Below are 17,898 nucleotides of genomic sequence, written 5' to 3' on the forward strand. Positions count from 1 at the left end.
CACTAATAAGGCGAAGATAATTCAAACTTAGTGACTGTGAACGTAAGTGATAACGATAGAGCCGTTCTAAAGCCTTGAGATAACATGGATTTAATATAAGAGCATGATGGTAATTTGAAAATTAACAATATAAAGATTGTTAGGATTATGTTTTGAACAAGAAGTTCAAAAGAAAAATTCGGTGCCGCATAATGAAAGATATAATTAATATATGTATGTACTATGTCTTTTATAAAGATACATCAGTGAAGTACTATGCACAAAAAAACTATCTTCTACTCTATAGGGGGGTATCGAGGTAGTGTGTCGCAGTTTACCTGTTGACATCAAAAAGGAGGAAATATGTTTAAGTCAAAGAAAAGACTTGGACGCGTTTTTAGTGTCGTAGCATTAGCGTTTGTGCTCACACTGTCTAGCTTAACAGTTAGTGCAGCAACCGAAACCAAACCTAAGACAAATGATGAACTCGTTCAAGCAATTATCAATGACAAAGATACAAAAGTGTCATTGACGAATACTTCAGAGGGGTATAAAGCTGAAGTAACAATGGATTTTCATATTAAAGATGCGGATTGGGTTACCATTCAGAGCCTAACAGATCCTTTGGAGCTGAAGTTTCCAGATTCAATGAAACTCTCACCCAAGCAAGATTTAAAATTCGCGAATACTGATAAAAACTTTAAAGATAATGTGTACCAGTCTTTAGAAGATACCCGCATTAAAACAGAAGACAATACGATAGCAATCGATTTTAAAGAACTAACGCAACGTCCACAAGACTTTAGACTTGTTTACGAACTTGATATTGTTGCAGATAGTGCACTGATTGATGCCATCGATCTCAAGGTCTTTCCGGTAGTTGCACCACTTATCAAAGATACTGTAGCGTTTATTAATAAAGTAGAAGATGAGCGTGTGGCAGCACTTAAAACAGCAGAAGATACAGAATCAGAAGCTGCAACGAATAACACTTCAGAAGTTGGAAATTCAGATACAGATAAGCCAGAAACGGTAAAACCCGATACTGAAACACCAAATGGTGATACTGAAACATCAGAAGAAACCAATGAAACTGTAAAAACACAGGTATCTGGAGATATCAACATTGAACTCGTTGGTAATCCACAAGCACGTGTTAAACATGCAAATAAAGAGATTAATGATTCGTACCCTATCGCGATGACTAACTACTCAGAAACAGCCACTAACTATTCGATTGATTTATTTACCGACGAGAACCCAACACACCTAGGCGTATCCTATGTCGTGAAACTCGATGATCAATCCCTTGCTCTTATCACTGAAGAGAATAAAGCGAATGCCCTAGATTTCCAATATAAGAAAAATGGCGTTCAAGTTCCGTTTAAATATGAATATGCTTTCCCAGAAGTAATCAAATTTTATGACCAAACAGGGGATAGCATCTTAGCAAGTTCGAAACTTTCCGATTACAGCACTTCTTCATTTAAACGTGTTGCTCCAGGAACCAATGAGGGTCCCTTTAAACTAGATGTTGAAGAAATCAAGATTGATTCAAATGTTGAAGGCGCAGCCGTTCAATATAAGTTCCAAGACTTTATTTCAACACAAATTAGCAACTATATTAATGAAGAACTTCAAGCAGGGAAGTCATTGACTGAAATCAAAGCGGCTTTAAAACAAGGTGTCGTTGTAACAGATGATCAATATAAAGTTAACGATTACCAATACCAACAAAATACCAAAGCAAGTTTTGAGAAGCTTAATGTGTATCCACTTGAAATCAAGAATATCTTAAATTCCCAAAAAGATATTAAGAAAGACCTACCAGTTACACCAGTTGGTGGTGTCGATAACACTCTTGAAGCCAAATCATTTGAACAAGTTCCTAACGGCTTTGAATTGATTTGGGAAGGTGTTGCTAATACTAACCGTAAATCAACATTAAATACTTTAGACTTATCATTTGATGCACCAACCGTTGTAAAAACATCAGGTTTAGCGAATTGGAATATCAAAACAGTCGTCAACGTATCGTACTATGATGTTCTTAATGATGGAACATTGGTTCCTAATACAACTTTAGCGCCAGAACGTATCGAAAAAATTAATGCTGCAACTGATAAAATTGAACCTATTTCAATTGATACACATGGTCAAAATGTCGCAATCAAATATGATGTGACACAGACATTCATAAACAACGATCTCAACCTTGAAATCGAAGGAAATCAAGTGGGTCGTTTGAGTGCCGCTCTGAACAAAAATCAATTTAATAAATCGGTTGAGAATAAAAAAGAGTTCCCACGTTCCATTGTAATTAATGGCGTTAAAGGAGCTGAAGGTGCACCAACAAGCTTACATTGGGATGTTGTCTTCAATAACAACAAATTAATTCGTCAACCAAATGATGGATTCAATTTCTATCTTGATGCAAGTAAAGTTAAAGCATATCGTTTCAATGGATCGGGTGACAGTTATAGTGAAATTAATGTTGCCTACAACCAAATGAAAATTAAAACCACAATCTTTGTTGACGGTAAAGAAATAAGTAAAGATGGCCGTTTCACAGTCGAATGGAATGCTGATTTCACAGAAGCAAAAATTCGATTAAAACCTGGTCTTGCAGAACCACTCAATAAAGAAGTGAAATTCCAATTTAAATACGAAATTGATGTTGTTGAACCATATGTTGAAGGTAAAGCAATTCGTGATGAATTACTAACATCATCAAAACTTAAATTTGAAGGAAATGCCAATGTTAAGTCGTTTACCAATGGTATTGAAATTGAACCAACAAAACCTACAGAAGAAGAATTAAAAGCACAACAAGCACTTAACTACCTTGTACTATTAGACAAGCGTCCTGTGATGATTGACTACCGTACAAAGGAAGTAATTTGGGGTGTTGCGATTAATACCGTAACTGCAAATCGTATTGGTTTAGAAGGTTTTACCTATTCAGATACTTTCAAATCTCCAGGTATGTTCTTTGAACCAATGGATGAAAACAACCCAATCTTAATGTTTAAGATTGATCCAACCAAACAACCTCAAACATCACATGGTGAATATTCCAAATTTATTTCAGAAGTTAAGAAAATAATGGATAATGCCGATATCTATTCTGATGAAATTGCAAATGCAATTGTTGGGGCAGGTGGATTGCTAGGCCAGAAACTTGATGATGAAGCGGAAGATTCAAAAACTTATGGTGACATTGTCAGTTATGTAAATCCAAGTGAAATTGCATACCTCAAAGATGATGCATCGACATTAACCAATGAAAAATTCGCGTTGAGTCAACCGAAAGAATATCCAGGTTATGTCGATAAACTTAAAGGTAAAGTTGTGAATGGTGAACCTGGTGATCCATTTGTTTCGACACCTACAAAATCAGAACTCTTGAAGGGTGTTGATTTGCGCCTTGACTTTATCGATTCCAATAAAGCAATCGGTCCTGCCGGTGGCGAAGATGACAATGCTTACTATATTCTTTATAAAACTAAATTATCCAGTGATACGCCAATGGAAAGTGTTAAAAATGCAGGCGCATTAACATTTGCAACATGGGTCATTGGTGAAGGAAACACAATCAGTTGGACGGGTGGCGACATTGAAGCATCGAAAGATCTTGGTGAAGTTGCGAAGTATAACACCGTTCCTAAAAAAGAAGGAACCGTCAAAGTCATTAACGATGCGGCAACAAACCGTCAACGTCTTGCAGCAAACTGGAATATCACATTTAACTATGATGTTGATACACGACGTGTTGCTGAAGTACCAATGGTTGTCGTTGATACCATCGATAAAAACCGTGACCTAGGTGGTTTCACGTTAGGAAATAAACACCTCGTTCCTCAAGAAATTGAAGCAATTACACTCGCAAAATTCGAAGTTGATAAGGATGGAAATCTAAAACCAACGAATGAAACAGTAGAGGTAACTAAAGCATCAGGCGAGCTTACTGTTGATGAAACTGCAGATAAAATTACATATACGATTAAGAAACATCTCGATCCTAAGTACGTATACCGTTTCGAAATTAACACACTCATTGAGAGTCATGAAGCTGTAATTCCAGTTGCAACAGAAGAAGTATCGAATACTGTGGCGACTGGAGAGTTCGAAAACACCGTAACGTATACTTGTGGACACGAACCAAACCAAGTCGATTTACCAGAACCTGGTGTAGCAACAGCTAAAGCAAACTTAGGAAATCGCAATCGTGTTCAAAAAACAGGATCACTTGTCTCGGGTACATATCCGGGATCACGTCAACAAGTTCAATGGACATTGACCTTGAATGAAACGTATGAAAATATGTCAAATATCGTGATTAAGGATACTCTTGAAAGCAAACATACATTCAAATTTATTAAAGACCACAACGACTTGGAACAAAGTGGAACTGGAAATGCAGTCTTAGATCGCTTCTCAATTCAAGAACTTGTCGGATCAAGCTGGAGAACAATTCCAAGTGACAAATATGTTCTAACGAATGCTGATGGAGATGCAAACAAACCATTGGATAACTGGACAACGGGAGAAAGTGGATTCATTCTTCGTTTTACCGAAGCAATGTCTAACCCAATCCGTATTCAATATGCAACCTTTGGTCATGTTGTTGATAACAAAGAAATTCCATTAAAAAACCACGCTGACTTGTCATATACAACAGATGCAGCACAAGCAATTGACCACAAAGTAACAGCCGCAGTTAACTTTAAAGTTAATGACGAAGCTGGTGGTTATGAAGATGAACGTTTTGATATTGGTCTGACAGTGCGCTATAACGATAACCAACCAGCTTTAACAACTGACTTGGATAAAGGAGAGCGTATTACTGGAAACAATGTTGAGCAATCAATTATTGTACTTTACCGTTACCAGAATAAATTCGTCGAAAACAACCATGTTTACCGTATTGGTCAACCAGACGCAAATGGTTACCTAGAATTCAAGAATATTGAAAAAGGAAACTATATCGTTAAACAATTTAATGTAGCAGATGGTTATTCTGTACCGAACTCATTAGGTTATGTTGAATCTGGACGAAATACTACAAAAGATAAATCTGTAGAAATCAATGCGAGCCAACTTGCATCTGGAAATCTTGTAACACTTGATGTTAAAGATCCAAGTAAACGCATGTTTGACTTCTTTAAAGCAGATCCTGTTGTAACAAAAGTTGATTACGCAATCTACAATACAACACCAGTCTTCGAAGTGAAAACCGATGGAAAACTCGTAACAGCTACAGGAGCAGATGCAACTGAAAAATTGAGCGATATTAATCTAGATATTACCAATGAAGCTAAACAAAAAGCAGCATTTAGAAGTAGTGATCAAGGGACCTTTAAAGTGGGAACAGTTAATCCCGAAGACGATCGAATCGACTTTGGTAAATTTGCAATTACACAACCAACTCAAACCCTAAATGGTTACCTTCGAAATACAGAAACGGTTAACCATACACTGGCACGAAATCCAAATGGTACAGTTGATGCAACAACAATCAATGCAACGTTCAATAACTATAAGACAAGTGCAACGATGAAAGTTGTTCATCGTGGAACCGAAAATCTTATTGCAAATAGTGCTTACACACTTGAGCAGTACGACGGAACAGCATGGGTCCCTTATGAAGCAGCATCTACCGGAAAAGGTGATGCCAATGCATATACACTTACAAATGGAAAACTAACGGTTCACAATCTTGATGCCGGCCGTTACCGTTTCAATCAAACTGCAGTTGGTGATGGATATCTAATTAATCCAGAACCTTTAGAATTCTATGTATACGGTCCAACACAAGAAACAGCAACTGATGCATACGAAGGAAAACCTGAAGTCATGCAACTTACATTCGACAACATTAAAGCGTCTGTAAACTTCTCAAATGTCATTGGTACGGAGACAATCTCTGGATCCACATTTGATATTAAAGATGAAAGCGACACGGTTGTTGATACCTTCACAATTACGGATAAAGATGCAGGTTACACACGCAATCTCGCTCCTGGAACGTATTCATTAGTCCAAACAGGAACAAGTGATAATCGTCCACTTAATGCTTCACCAATGACTTTCGAAATTGAAAGTGATGAAGGAATCTTTGAAGGTGAAACAGAAGCAAGTACCCGTACCATTGTGTTCGAAAACCATCTTGGAAGTTTCGAGTTTGCGACACATACACCATCACTCGCAACATTTGATATTGAGAGCTATGCTCTAGATTACAATGCAACAGCAGTTGCAACACCAAGCCAAGTTAATCTTGGATATGGCAATTACGAAGTGAAAGATGTCCAAATTAACAATGCATGGATTCACGTACCAACCGATTACACATTTGTAGTTCCACAAAGCTATACGGATCCAGCTACCTTGAAACAAACAGTTCATGTTTATGGTACACAAGTAAATATGGATTATGTAAACCGTGATGGGGATGTCTTAACTGATACAACACCGCTTACTGGTGGTACATTCTCCTTAACTGAAGAAACATCAAATACACTTGTTGCAAGCGTTGATGAAAGCAATCCAATCCGCAACATTGGACCTGGAACCTATGCTTTCGCACAAACAAATGCACCACAAGGTTATGGACTCAACACCGCAATTCTTGCGAACATCGTTGTACCACAAACCTTAAGTCAAAATGATGTTGTGATCGATACAGTTAACCACACAATTGAAAACTATAACTTAGAACCAATTACTTACTACAACTATCGTGGAAAAGTTGGGTTAACGAAAACCTCAGCAGAAACAAATACTCCGCTTGCAGGTGTTGTTTTCAATCTCTATCACGAAGGTGTAAAACTTGATGGTGAGTATGTTACAGATACTGATGGTAAAATTACGATTGACCGTCTAGCACCAGGTAACTACTACTTTGAAGAGATTAAAGGGGATGGCAATCACATTGCGAACGCAAGTAAAACTCCATTTACGATTGCAGCTTCCAATGAAAATGCTTATGCACCACAAACAGTAGCAGTTTCTAACTACTACGCTGATGTCGTGTTTAAGAATACAAACCCAGACCATGATGTTATCTATACGGATGGTACATTCACACTCTTATCAAATGAGAATGGTACATGGACACCCGTTAATGGTTTCATTGACTTTAAAGTTACACCGCAGACAGATACTTTCAAAATCTTTGGTGTCAAAGCAGGTTCATACAAACTCGTACAAACAAAAGCACCGACACATACTGTCCGCAATACATTTGAATACTTGTTTGATATTCCAGACTATACACCTGAAGAAATAGAGGGTCGCTTGACGTTAGAACTTGATGATTACATTAACTATCAAGCAACATTAAAAGTTGATCTTATCGATCCAAACGGTGCGTTTACGAATAACGTTGATGCAACATTTAACGATGCGTCAGGCCGTAAAGATCCAATGCTCCAAGTAGGTTCAGTCCTCACACGCACTGGATTGGGATCAGGAAACTATAGCATCACAACAAATAAAGCCGATCAAGCAATTGTTGTTGATGAAACATTAGATGTTGTAGTTCCAGAATCTGCATTGAACGACGAAGGCTTAGCGCTTACTAAAACACTTCGCGTTACTTATGCTCGAAACACATTGAAACTCGTTGATGGTCGTACCTCAAATGCTTTAGGCTCAGGTATCTTCACAATTAACGATGTTGAATACAAAGTAAGCACAGCGGGTGTTATCAAACTTGATGCACTCACACCAGGAACATACTCATATGTTCAAACACAAGCAGCTGATGGCTATGTATTAAATACACTTAACCAAGGTAGCTTTGAGGTTTTCGGTAAATTGAGTGACTTTGAACCACAATTTGTAAACCGTGAAGGTTTCCCATATGTTGACCTTCAAACAACTACATTCAATAATTACCGCGTTAATGTCATTATTAATAAGGTTGATGATAAAGATCGCCCACTTCAAGGTGTTGAATTTACATTAACTCATGACGCAGACAACACTGTAGTAACTACAAACGCACAAGGTCAAGCAATAATTAATGACCGTGCTCCTGGAGCTTATGTATTGAAAGAAACAAAAGCACTTCCAGGCTATGAGGGAATTACGGATGCTCGTGAATTCATTATTGAATCTGAGTACGCTGGCGAACCTCAAGATATTATCTTTAAAGTAACAAATAAAGAAATTATTGATCCTGTTAAACCAGTTGCCCCACCCTTACCTTCAACAGGTATGGCTGCAAGTACACCATGGTTTGCATTCGGAATCGTCGCACTTGGTGGCATCTTCATTGTCGCTTCGCGTCGTCGTAAGCATCAATAGCATTTAAAGACTCCTTCTTAGGAGTCTTTTTGTGTGTGAAGACATAAAAAAAGCATCCGTTAAGATGCTTTTTTAGATGTGTGATTAAATCATAAAGAATACGATTGCGATGAAATGTGATATTGAAGCTGCATTAATGAATAAATGCCAAATAAAGTGATAGTATTTTTTATCTTTTTGTAGATAGAAATATGTACCCACGGAATAAAAGACACCACCCAGAACAATTAAGCCAATAAACATAGCGCTTGTATTTTGGATGAGTTGCGGAATTAATAATACCGCTGCCCAGCCCATTACAAGATAAATTGCAACTGATAATTTAGGCATTGAGCGTTTTGCAACAGTTTTCTGCAATATCCCAATTAAAACCATTAGCCATTGAATTACAACGACTGTAACGCCAAGCCAGCCATCAATGACGGTTAATGCAATTGGTGTATAAGTCCCAGCAATAGCTACAAAAATAAAGCTGTGATCCAGTATTCTAAATATATATTTATGTTTAGTATCATTCGCCATTGAATGGTAAAGTGTCGAGCCCATAAACATTAAAAATAAAGAAATAATAAATATCGCATCGCCAATGACTAAGAGCCATCCACCTTGCTGAAATGCCCGTACTGATACATATGGGAAAACCAAAAGCAGCAAGCCAGCCATCACACCATGTGATACAGCATTCGCAACTTCTTCACCAAATGTGAGTCGCTTATAATCTTTCATCGAACGATCCATTGTTTTAGTTGTCATAGTGTCATCTCCGTTCTTTAAAAGTGTACCATAAATCCTAAATGTTTGTATATCAAAGTATGCAGAAAGATTATGAAGCCTGTATGAACATATTCTCCATTAAGAAACTTGTATAATCAAGATACACTCTATATAATTAAAGTAATCGCTTAGGGGGTAATTATGAAAAATTCACACAAAAAAAACCTTAAAAAAAGCCTGAAAATATTTTTAGCGCTGACCATTATGGTATCAATGGGATCTTGGTCTTTATTTGCACTTGATGGTTCAAATGACGAAGACAAAGGGACGGTTGAAAAAGATAATGCAATTGAGCCCCCGGTCCAAAGCCAAGATGCGCTCGAGAATTCTATGCTCGAAGTAATTGAGTTGGAACCAATGGCTCTTGAAGAACCGAAGGAAGCATGGGGTGGTGATACCGAAGGGGTCGAAGCCGCAATGCAAGCTCGGGCTGCATCAACATATGCGAAATCGGGGTTTATTCAGTTCAATCTAGCCATTGATAAAAATATCAATCTCTATGATACTGCAACGGATTCAAGCCCGTATCGCTACTTGTCTGGACACGTTGCATACTCAGGCGTTGTGCCATTTTATGATGCGACAGACGACCGTTATAAAATAACAATTAGTGGCATCGAAGGATGGGTTCCTAAATCTGCCTTCAAAGAGTTTAAAGTATCGGAAGCTAAAGGAGCCAACTATTACTCTGTCCGTAATGGGAATTTATACAATAATATCAGTATGGGTGCTGCAACTAGCAACTATGGTACAATTCTCAACGGACCTGCGCCATCTTATCTAAAGGAAGATGTACGTTACTTCTCAGCAGATGGTCACTACTTCTACACTAATGTTAATGATTTGATTTTGGATTATCGCTCTGGAGGGAACTACAGCGCAGTTAACAAATCAACGCCATTCTATAATTACTACCAGTTTTTATCATTCCGTTCAGAATCATCGATAACTGCGGATCAACTCAATGCATTTCTTAGAGATCGTAAAGGATTCACGAGTGCACCTACAAACTGGGATTCAATGACAAGTACTCAATCTAAATTATATGGATCAGAATCTGCGTTCGTTGACTTGGGTCGAAAATACGGAACAAACCCACTGATGAACTTTGGAGTATCAATTAATGAGACTGGTTGGGGCCGCAGTTGGCTTGCCGTAGATCGTAATAATGTATTTGGACATAATGCAACAGATAGTAGTCCTTGGTTAGCAAACAGCTACGATAGTGTACCCACAGCCGTTGATATTCACTACACAATGTTCTTAAACTGGTTATATATGGATTTCGGTGAATCAAGTTTCTACTACGGTGGGTATCTTGGAGATAAACAAACCGGTATTAACGTCAAATACTCAAGTGATCCTTTCTGGGGGCAAAAAGCAGCTGCATTCTCCTATGAAATAGATCGTAACTATGGAAACCAAGATTATGGTCGATACTCAATCGGAGAATCAACGGCACAAGTTGTTCCTATTCGAAAAGAGCCAAGCACAGGCTCACAACAAGTTATGAAAACAGAAATCGTTGGGCAAAAAGTCATGATTCTAGATACAGTCCAAGGAGAAAGTGTGAACGGAAATGCGACATGGTACAAGATTGCTGCAGATTCGTTACTCAATAGTGATCGCGATCGGTTAGCATGGATAACAGGTGGTGCAAACCGTACTGCAACCTATGACCGTAGTAATAACTACCTCTACATTCACTCAAGCAATGTACGCAAAGTATTTGATGGTAAAGGATCGCCAGTTACACCTGAACCGGAATTTCCAAGAGGGGATATAAATGGCGACGGAAAAGTTTCGGTTGTTGATTTTGCGATGATGAAGAGTCACCTTGAAGGTGTTCGGACTCTAACAGGAGATCAATTAAAGCGAGCTGACCTAAATAATGATGGAAAAGTAACTGTCATTGACTTTGCAATGCTTAAAAGTCATTTGGAAGGCATACGACCACTTTAGGAGGAGATTTTTATGAAGAATTTTAAAAAAATAATGGCACTTTCTTTAGTGTTTTTAATGATGTCTGTGTTACCAATATTTGCACTTTCCGGATCTGCGTACGTAAGTGGACCTGGGTCAGTGAATGTGGGGCAATCAATCACTGTAAGTGTAACGGTCAATGCTGATGTAGATGCATCATTTGATCTTGTTGTTAGCGCAAGCGGAGCTGCAAGCGGTTCTACAAATTGGGCACCAGGATCACGAGGAGAAAGTAGAAGTTTTACTTTCCCAACACATGCAGCAGGGACTGCTACTATTTCTGTATCGGGTGAAGGTGCTGACTGGGTCAATTTTAATACCTTCTCTGTTTCGGGAGGAACCTCAGTTAATGTGGTTAACCCAAACACTGGTGGCGGAAACACTGGGGGTGGAAACACTGGTGGTGGAAACACTGGTGGTGGAAACACTGGTGGTGGAAACACTGGTGGTGGAAACACAGGTGGCGGAAACACAGGTGGATCATCAAACAATGGTGGTTCATCAATTCCAGATGAAGATAAAACACCAGAACAGCTAGCTGAAGAAAAAGCTGCGGAAGAAGCAAAAGCAAAAGAAGATGCGCAAAAGAATCCATTGATTAGTTCATTCAACATCATTTCTAATAATGAAAAGAAATTTGGTGAGACGCTAAGCGATATTCCAACAGCAGTTGATACATGGGAATACGAATATAAGTTACCGAAACGAATTGATAGTGTACTTTTAGACGTTAAGAGTGTCAGTGAAACAACGACGCTTACATTTGATAAAGAACAAAAATTTGCGGAAGGTGAAAAAACTAAAGAAGTTGTGATTCGTGCGGTTGATGGCGAAATCACTCAAGAGTATAAATTAAAGCTGACACTCGACGATAGCGAACCTGTTAAAGTCAATGTTGGCGATAAGACTGCTACACTCTATGATGATGAAGCACTTGATAAATTGATGACAGAGTATGGGTTTACAAGAGAAGTAATCGATCAAAATGGAACGGCATCATTTGCATATCAGAAAGATGCGATGAAACTACAACTCTTAACCGATGAAAAGCAAAATGCACAATGGCTAGCATTGGATAAAACAAATGCTGCGAAAACTGTAGTGTATCCGGTACTTCAAGATGAAGGAAAAATGTATATCTTGACGGCTCCAAATCCAGAAATGGCGAAGCAAACGTATGGTGGCGTCGCAGTGACCCCAACGGATTTAGATTTCAAAAAATTCGAAGGTGTTGACAGCTCGTTGAAATTTGAAAAACAAGTGTCGGTTTGGAATTTAGAAGGTGAATCAGGCATGATCGTGAACGGTATGCAAACTACGGACTCTGAACCACGACTTTACCATATCGATAACACACAAAAACTAACACCTGCATTCGTTGCATTTGATGTAGCGTCATCAAAAACGACAAAAGTTTGGGCAATTACCGCAACAGTTGTGGCAGTTGCACTTGCAGCAGGATTTGGTGCTTATTTATACGTAAATCGCGCACCCAAAAAACGTAAAGATGTAAACATTTAAAAATAGAAACTCGAGTGAAAATCTCGAGTTTTTTTATGCGAAAATTATCGGAAGATACGCTATCGGTGGCCAAATATGGTAGAATAATACAAGAGGTGCGTGCATGAATAAAATTATCAAATCATTTCTTAAATCACTGCTTTTAGTAGCACTCGCAATCCTATTATTTTGGATAGGATATGTAGGCTTCATTGGTGGTCCTGCGCGTGCATATGAACGCGAAGATCGACTAATGGTCGAAGCAATGATGGAATCTAAAGGATTTACAGAAGCAACAATTATTGATCGATTTTCATATGACGAAGTGTATTACATAACAGAAATAAATGACGATAGTGGAAATTTCATTTTTTGGTTTAACAAAGATCTAACAAAGACAGGACAACATGATGTTGTGACTACAGAGCCAGTCCATGCGCTCGCAACCAATTTTGGAATGCGTCCCGAGGATGTATCCTTCGGAGTCTATCAAGATAAACTTGTATATGTGCTCAAAAATAAACACTTTGAAAAATTTGTAGATATAGAATCGCACAATGTTGTATATGATCGAGGGAGTGGTGTTTAAAAATGTGGTGGAATAAATCATACATCAATCGAAGAGATTGGATATTAGAAAATATGAGTACACTAAAAGTAACACCGAACCAGGTGGTGGTGCTACTCTTAATTGATTTCTTGAATGAACAAAATATTGCCATATCGCTTGAAGTACTTGCCGAACAATCAGGGATGAGTGTCCAAGCGGTTGATGAAGTAATGCATGACTTAATGCGTCAGAAAATGCTTGCAATCAAAGTCGAAAATGAGTCCATTCGTTTTATCATGGATGGATTGTTTCAAGATGGCGTTGCCTATGAATACGTCAATCAGTCTATCTTTGAAGTGTTTGAGAGCGAATTCGGAAGGCTTTTATCACAACCAGAATTAGTGATGCTGAACAATTGGATGAAACAGTATACTGAAGCAGATATTCTTGATGCCTTGCGTAATGCCATGGTATATAAGAAGGTATCGATGAACTATATAAATACAATTTTGGCAAATAAACAAAAAGAAAAGCAAGGGTAGATCATGGATGTAAATATGATACTGGATATTCTCGAGGCTGAATTTCCAGAAAAGCAAGGAGAATTGGATTATAAGAATCCATTCGAACTTTTGATTGCTGTAGCTTTATCGGCGCAAACAACCGATGCTGCTGTAAATAAAGTAACGCCGGGTCTGTTTGAAAGATACCCAACCCCACAAGCACTTGCTAAAGCAAATCCAGAGGATGTGGAAGCATTAATATCCAAAATAGGGTTGTATCGAAATAAAACCAAATTTATTATTGCGTGTTCACAAATGCTTGTGGAAGATTTTAATGGAGAAGTGCCACAAAATCGTAAAGCGTTAATGACACTTCCGGGCGTTGGACGTAAAACGGCAAACGTTGTTTTATCGGAAGGGTTTGGATTGCCCGCAATTGCAGTTGATACACATATTGAAAGAGTTGCCAAACGATTGAAACTTGCGAAGCCGGATGATTCGGTTCTTAAAGTTGAAGAAAAACTGATGCGTAAGATTCCACGTGAACGATGGGCACGAGCGCATTTACTATTACTACTCTTCGGAAGGTATTACTCAACAGCACGCAATCACCAAGATGCATTTGAGATTCTTGAAGCGTTAAAGGAGAAACATAACTTATGAAACAATTAAATCTGAACACAATTGGTCAATGGGCAAGTGGCATCGTTGATGGAAACGGAGCGGCCGACGGGATTAACGTAGATACACGTTTTGTTAAAGAAGGAGACTTATTTGTCTGTTTACGAGGCGAACGCGTTGATGGCCATACATTTGCACAGACTGCAATCGATAATGGTGCAACTGCATTGCTTGTCGACCATAAAATAGACACGCTTGATGTTCCGCAAATTATTGTTGAGGATACACTTGTTGCGCTTCAAAAAATTGCAAAGGGATATCGCAATACATTAAGTGCATACTTTATTGGAATTACAGGAAGTAATGGAAAAACGTCAACAAAAGATATTCTTTTCAGTATCCTTGCACCACTAGGAAAAACAATAGCAACTTACAAGAACCAAAATACAGAAATAGGAACATATCTCAACCTATTCCGTATGGATGAAGACACACAATATGGTATCTTTGAAATGGGACTGGACTTTCCCAATGATGTTGCGGTGATGACAGAAATTGTGAGACCGCATGCCGCAATGGTTACAAGTTTAGCACCGACGCATATCGTAAATTTTGAAGATATTCATCATATTGCCCGTGAAAAGTTTGCAATTTTCAATCAGGTTCAAGACAAAGATATGGCATTCTACCAAGGTGATTTTCTAGAGTGCCGCCAACTAGATCAGGGATTCCATACATTTGGTTATAATGCTGATAATGAATTCATTGTAGATAACGTGATTGCTGATTCAACGGGAATTTCTTTTACTGTTAATCAAGAGGCGTATACTTGCAATCTGCTAGGTGGACACCAAGCAAGTAACTGTGCAGGTGTGATTGCTATGTTAAGCAAGATTGGAATTAGCAAAGAAGCAATCCAACATGGGTTAAATAATGTCGCATTAACGTCACTACGAACAGAACTTGTGAACCATGCAGCATCATTGGTGCTTCTGGATGCGTACAAGTCAAATCCAATCAGTGCAATCTATGCGCTAGAACTTCTAAATAATTATGCGTATTCGGGTGATCGTATTGCTGTTTTAAGTGATATGGTAGAATTAGGCGATGACAGTATCAAGTATCATGAAGAAGTACTTGAGTACATTAATACACTCAATCTACAACACGTATTCCTATTGGGACCGGATTTCAAAGCAGCACTAAACAATGTAACACTGAATACACCGTACACGACATTTGAAACATTTGACACACTTTACAATGCGGTTGCACCGCAATTCGATAAAGAGCAAATGATTCTAATCAAAGGATCACGATTCTATGCGCTAGAACGCTTAATGAAAGAGGCATAATATGAAAAAACAAGTAGCAGTAATTTTTGGATCACCCAATGCAGAACATGATATTTCTGTTGCATCTGCAGCATCAGCAATTGAGCATTTCCCTCATGATTTGTATGATTTAATTCCAATCTTTATTAGTAAAGAAGGTCGTTGGTTTACAGGTGATTACTCATTAGAAATGCTTCAGGCAAATAAACTTGAAGGGCATCATGAGTTACTCTTACAATTCAACCCAGAACGTCCTGGTTTTGTTTTCAAAGAGTCAAATGCAGTTTTACCAGTTGATGCAGCATTCCTTATGCTTCATGGACGAATGGGTGAAGGTGGAGAAATTCAAGGATTGTTGAATATTGCGAGAATTCCATATGCTGGATGTGAGGTATTATCGTCAGCATTATGCATGGATAAAGCGTATACCCATATGATTGCTGAATTGAATGATATTCCTATGGCAGATTATCGTTTACTTCTCAAAGGAGAGGCCTATGATATTTCAGACATTGAGTATCCTGTTATCGTAAAACCAAGCCGTGAAGGATCGTCTTTTGGCGTGACATTAGCTAAAGATGAAGCTGCACTACATGCAGCATTGGAATTTGCATTTAGCTTTGATTCACGTGTACTTATTGAAGAATACATTAAGGGTACAGAATGTGGTATGGGAATTTTAAAAACTAAAAAAGACTATATTGTGAGTGATGTGGACCAGGTTAACGTCGCAGGTGAGGTATTTGATTTCCAAGAGAAATATCATCCTCATGCAACTGAAACGTTACCAGTTTCAACATTCCCAGAGTCGGTACGCAAACAAATTCAAGCGTATGGTGAAAGAGTATTCGAATTATTAGATTGCAAAACATTTGCGCGTATTGATTTCTTTGTGACAGAGGATCATAAAATTTTCTTCAACGAAATTAATACAATACCTGGATTTACGGCGAATTCACGTTATCCAAAAATGATGGACCGTCAAGGTGTCAACTATACATCATTAATTGCTAAAATGGTGGAAGACGTTTTATGATTGAAAGCGTAACAGTTTATGTCGATGAAGCGGCAGTTGTACACAATACCAAGCTTTTACGTAAAACATTGAATCCGAATACGAGAATAATTTCTGTAATTAAGGCAAATGGATATGGCCTTGGAATGGTGCAGTTAGCGTTGTTAAGCGAAAAGATGAATATCGATATCCTTGCAGTCTTAGACGTCGCACAAGCGATTGAATTGCGTGAGGGTGGCGTAACGGCACCAATTCTCTTAATGGGTGCGACATTAGTTTCGAATTTTGAACTACTAATCAAGTATGATCTAATACAAGTGCTCATTGACTATGATTATGCCCAGAAGTTAAGTGACTTTGGTTTGGAGCATAATGAAGTTGTAAAAACACATCTCAAAGTGAATACAGGATTAAACCGTCTTGGGATGCGTGATTACGACGAAATTGAAGCAACTTACAATTTACCTGGAATTGAAGTCCAAGGAATCTACAGTCATTTCGTAGAAGCGCAAGCCTACGAAGTTGATGCTGTTGAGTTTTCAAAAGCACAGATCAGTGAATTCAAAAGTGTTCTTAAACGACTTGAAGAACAGGGAATTAACCCTGGATTAACTCATATGCAAAACAGCCCATCGGTACTTCATTTTGGAGATTTGGGGTTTGATGCAGTTCGATGCGGAATGGTAATGTTTGGCTTGTTCCATCCATCTCAGAAGGCCTATGCAGATCAAGAAGGGTACAAAGATGTCGTCCGTCTTGAAAGTCGCATTGCGATGATTCGTAATATCCGTAAAGGTGAGTTTGTTGGTTACGGTCGCTCATTTTACGCTGATCGCGATATCCGACTTGCAACAATTTCTGCCGGATACTGTGATGGCGTCATGAAACAATTATCATTAAATGGTGGTGGTGTTTACATCAATGGCACATGGTGCCCCATCTTAGGTGATATTGCGATGTCCCAATTTATGGTTGATGTTACACATGTTGCCTGTGAACCAGAAGATGTAGTCATGATTTTTGGTGGACCACAGCAAACAATCTATGACTATATAGCGATTACGGGACAATCAATTAATGAATTAGTGAGTCATCTTCGCTATAACATTCCGCGTGTTTATGAAAATAAAATATTTGACTAAAGAGTATGAAACATACTCTTTTTTTTAGATGAGTCAATAAAAAAAGCACCAACATAGGGAACTGACCTAGTTCCTTGGGACTCAAGAAAAAACCAAGTTAGGATGAAGCCAACCGATAATTAACGGGAGACTGATATCCTAGCTTTTCTTGTATTCGATTTTCATTGTAATATTTTAAATAGTC

Annotated in this window: 11 protein-coding genes; 9 read left to right on the forward strand and 2 right to left on the reverse strand. The window is 38.3% G+C overall.

The window, feature by feature from the left end; translation table 11 throughout:
• Positions 1-342: 342 nt before the first annotated feature.
• Positions 343-8,292, forward strand: coding sequence for an LPXTG cell wall anchor domain-containing protein (locus tag GVV19_RS09495; RefSeq protein WP_159647244.1), 7,950 nt, complete (start codon positions 343-345; stop codon positions 8,290-8,292).
• Positions 8,293-8,376: 84 nt separating this feature from the next.
• Here GVV19_RS09495 and trhA read toward each other — a convergent pair whose 3' ends face one another.
• Positions 8,377-9,045, reverse strand: coding sequence for a PAQR family membrane homeostasis protein TrhA (gene trhA / locus GVV19_RS09500; RefSeq protein ID WP_236262234.1), 669 nt, complete (start codon positions 9,043-9,045; stop codon positions 8,377-8,379).
• A 162-nt stretch (positions 9,046-9,207) separates the two neighbouring features.
• On the opposite strand from trhA, the gene GVV19_RS09505 reads away from it, so the two are divergent.
• The 8 genes from GVV19_RS09505 to alr all read left to right on the forward strand — a co-directional run bounded on the left by GVV19_RS09505 (position 9,208) and on the right by alr (position 17,714).
• Positions 9,208-11,028: a dockerin type I domain-containing protein gene (locus GVV19_RS09505; protein WP_159647246.1), complete on the forward strand. Its 1,821-nt coding sequence runs from the start codon at positions 9,208-9,210 to the stop codon at positions 11,026-11,028.
• 12 nt (positions 11,029-11,040) lie between these two features.
• Positions 11,041-12,570, forward strand: a complete 1,530-nt coding sequence (locus tag GVV19_RS09510; protein ID WP_159647248.1) for a hypothetical protein — start codon at positions 11,041-11,043, stop codon at positions 12,568-12,570.
• A 103-nt stretch (positions 12,571-12,673) separates the two neighbouring features.
• Positions 12,674-13,138, forward strand: a complete 465-nt coding sequence (locus GVV19_RS09515; RefSeq protein WP_159641603.1) for a transporter — start codon at positions 12,674-12,676, stop codon at positions 13,136-13,138.
• A 53-nt stretch (positions 13,139-13,191) separates the two neighbouring features.
• On the forward strand, positions 13,192-13,641 hold the full coding sequence (locus GVV19_RS09520) for a DnaD domain-containing protein (RefSeq protein WP_236261711.1): 450 nt from the start codon (positions 13,192-13,194) through the stop codon (positions 13,639-13,641).
• Between the two features lie 3 nt (positions 13,642-13,644).
• Complete coding sequence (gene nth / locus GVV19_RS09525; RefSeq protein WP_159641604.1) at positions 13,645-14,265, forward strand: endonuclease III; 621 nt, start codon at positions 13,645-13,647, stop codon at positions 14,263-14,265.
• Complete coding sequence (locus tag GVV19_RS09530) at positions 14,262-15,578, forward strand: UDP-N-acetylmuramoyl-tripeptide--D-alanyl-D-alanine ligase (protein WP_159647250.1); 1,317 nt, start codon at positions 14,262-14,264, stop codon at positions 15,576-15,578. The genes nth and GVV19_RS09530 overlap by 4 nt, the downstream gene beginning before the upstream one ends.
• Position 15,579: 1 nt before the next feature.
• A complete protein-coding gene (locus GVV19_RS09535; protein ID WP_159647252.1) occupies positions 15,580-16,593 on the forward strand; it encodes a D-alanine--D-alanine ligase family protein in 1,014 nt (337 codons plus the stop codon).
• Positions 16,590-17,714 carry an alanine racemase gene (gene alr / locus GVV19_RS09540; protein ID WP_159647254.1) on the forward strand — a complete coding sequence of 375 codons (1,125 nt, stop codon included), beginning with the start codon at positions 16,590-16,592 and terminating at the stop codon, positions 17,712-17,714. The genes GVV19_RS09535 and alr overlap by 4 nt, the downstream gene beginning before the upstream one ends.
• Positions 17,715-17,811: 97 nt before the next feature.
• Here the strand turns inward: alr and GVV19_RS09545 are convergent.
• On the reverse strand, positions 17,812-17,898 hold an 87-nt coding region (locus GVV19_RS09545; protein ID WP_159638028.1), incomplete at its 5' end, for an IS3 family transposase.

This window comes from Erysipelothrix anatis (assembly GCF_009828745.1).
Classification (GTDB): Bacteria; Bacillota_I; Bacilli_A; order Erysipelotrichales; family Erysipelotrichaceae; genus Erysipelothrix; species Erysipelothrix anatis.

What these genes read in the sequence shown, in the direction of transcription:
- GVV19_RS09510 (WP_159647248.1), top strand. Translation starts at nt 11,041, where the DNA reads ATGAAGAATTTTAAAAAAATAATGGCACTTTCTTTAGTGTTTTTAATG.
- GVV19_RS09535 (WP_159647252.1), top strand. Translation starts at nt 15,580, where the DNA reads ATGAAAAAACAAGTAGCAGTAATTTTTGGATCACCCAATGCAGAACAT.
- GVV19_RS09520 (WP_236261711.1), top strand. Translation starts at nt 13,192, where the DNA reads ATGAGTACACTAAAAGTAACACCGAACCAGGTGGTGGTGCTACTCTTA.
- alr (WP_159647254.1), top strand. Translation starts at nt 16,590, where the DNA reads ATGATTGAAAGCGTAACAGTTTATGTCGATGAAGCGGCAGTTGTACAC.
- nth (WP_159641604.1), top strand. Translation starts at nt 13,645, where the DNA reads ATGGATGTAAATATGATACTGGATATTCTCGAGGCTGAATTTCCAGAA.
- trhA (WP_236262234.1), bottom strand. Translation starts at nt 9,045, where the DNA reads ATGACAACTAAAACAATGGATCGTTCGATGAAAGATTATAAGCGACTC.
- GVV19_RS09505 (WP_159647246.1), top strand. Translation starts at nt 9,208, where the DNA reads ATGAAAAATTCACACAAAAAAAACCTTAAAAAAAGCCTGAAAATATTT.
- GVV19_RS09530 (WP_159647250.1), top strand. Translation starts at nt 14,262, where the DNA reads ATGAAACAATTAAATCTGAACACAATTGGTCAATGGGCAAGTGGCATC.
- GVV19_RS09495 (WP_159647244.1), top strand. Translation starts at nt 343, where the DNA reads ATGTTTAAGTCAAAGAAAAGACTTGGACGCGTTTTTAGTGTCGTAGCA.
- GVV19_RS09515 (WP_159641603.1), top strand. Translation starts at nt 12,674, where the DNA reads ATGAATAAAATTATCAAATCATTTCTTAAATCACTGCTTTTAGTAGCA.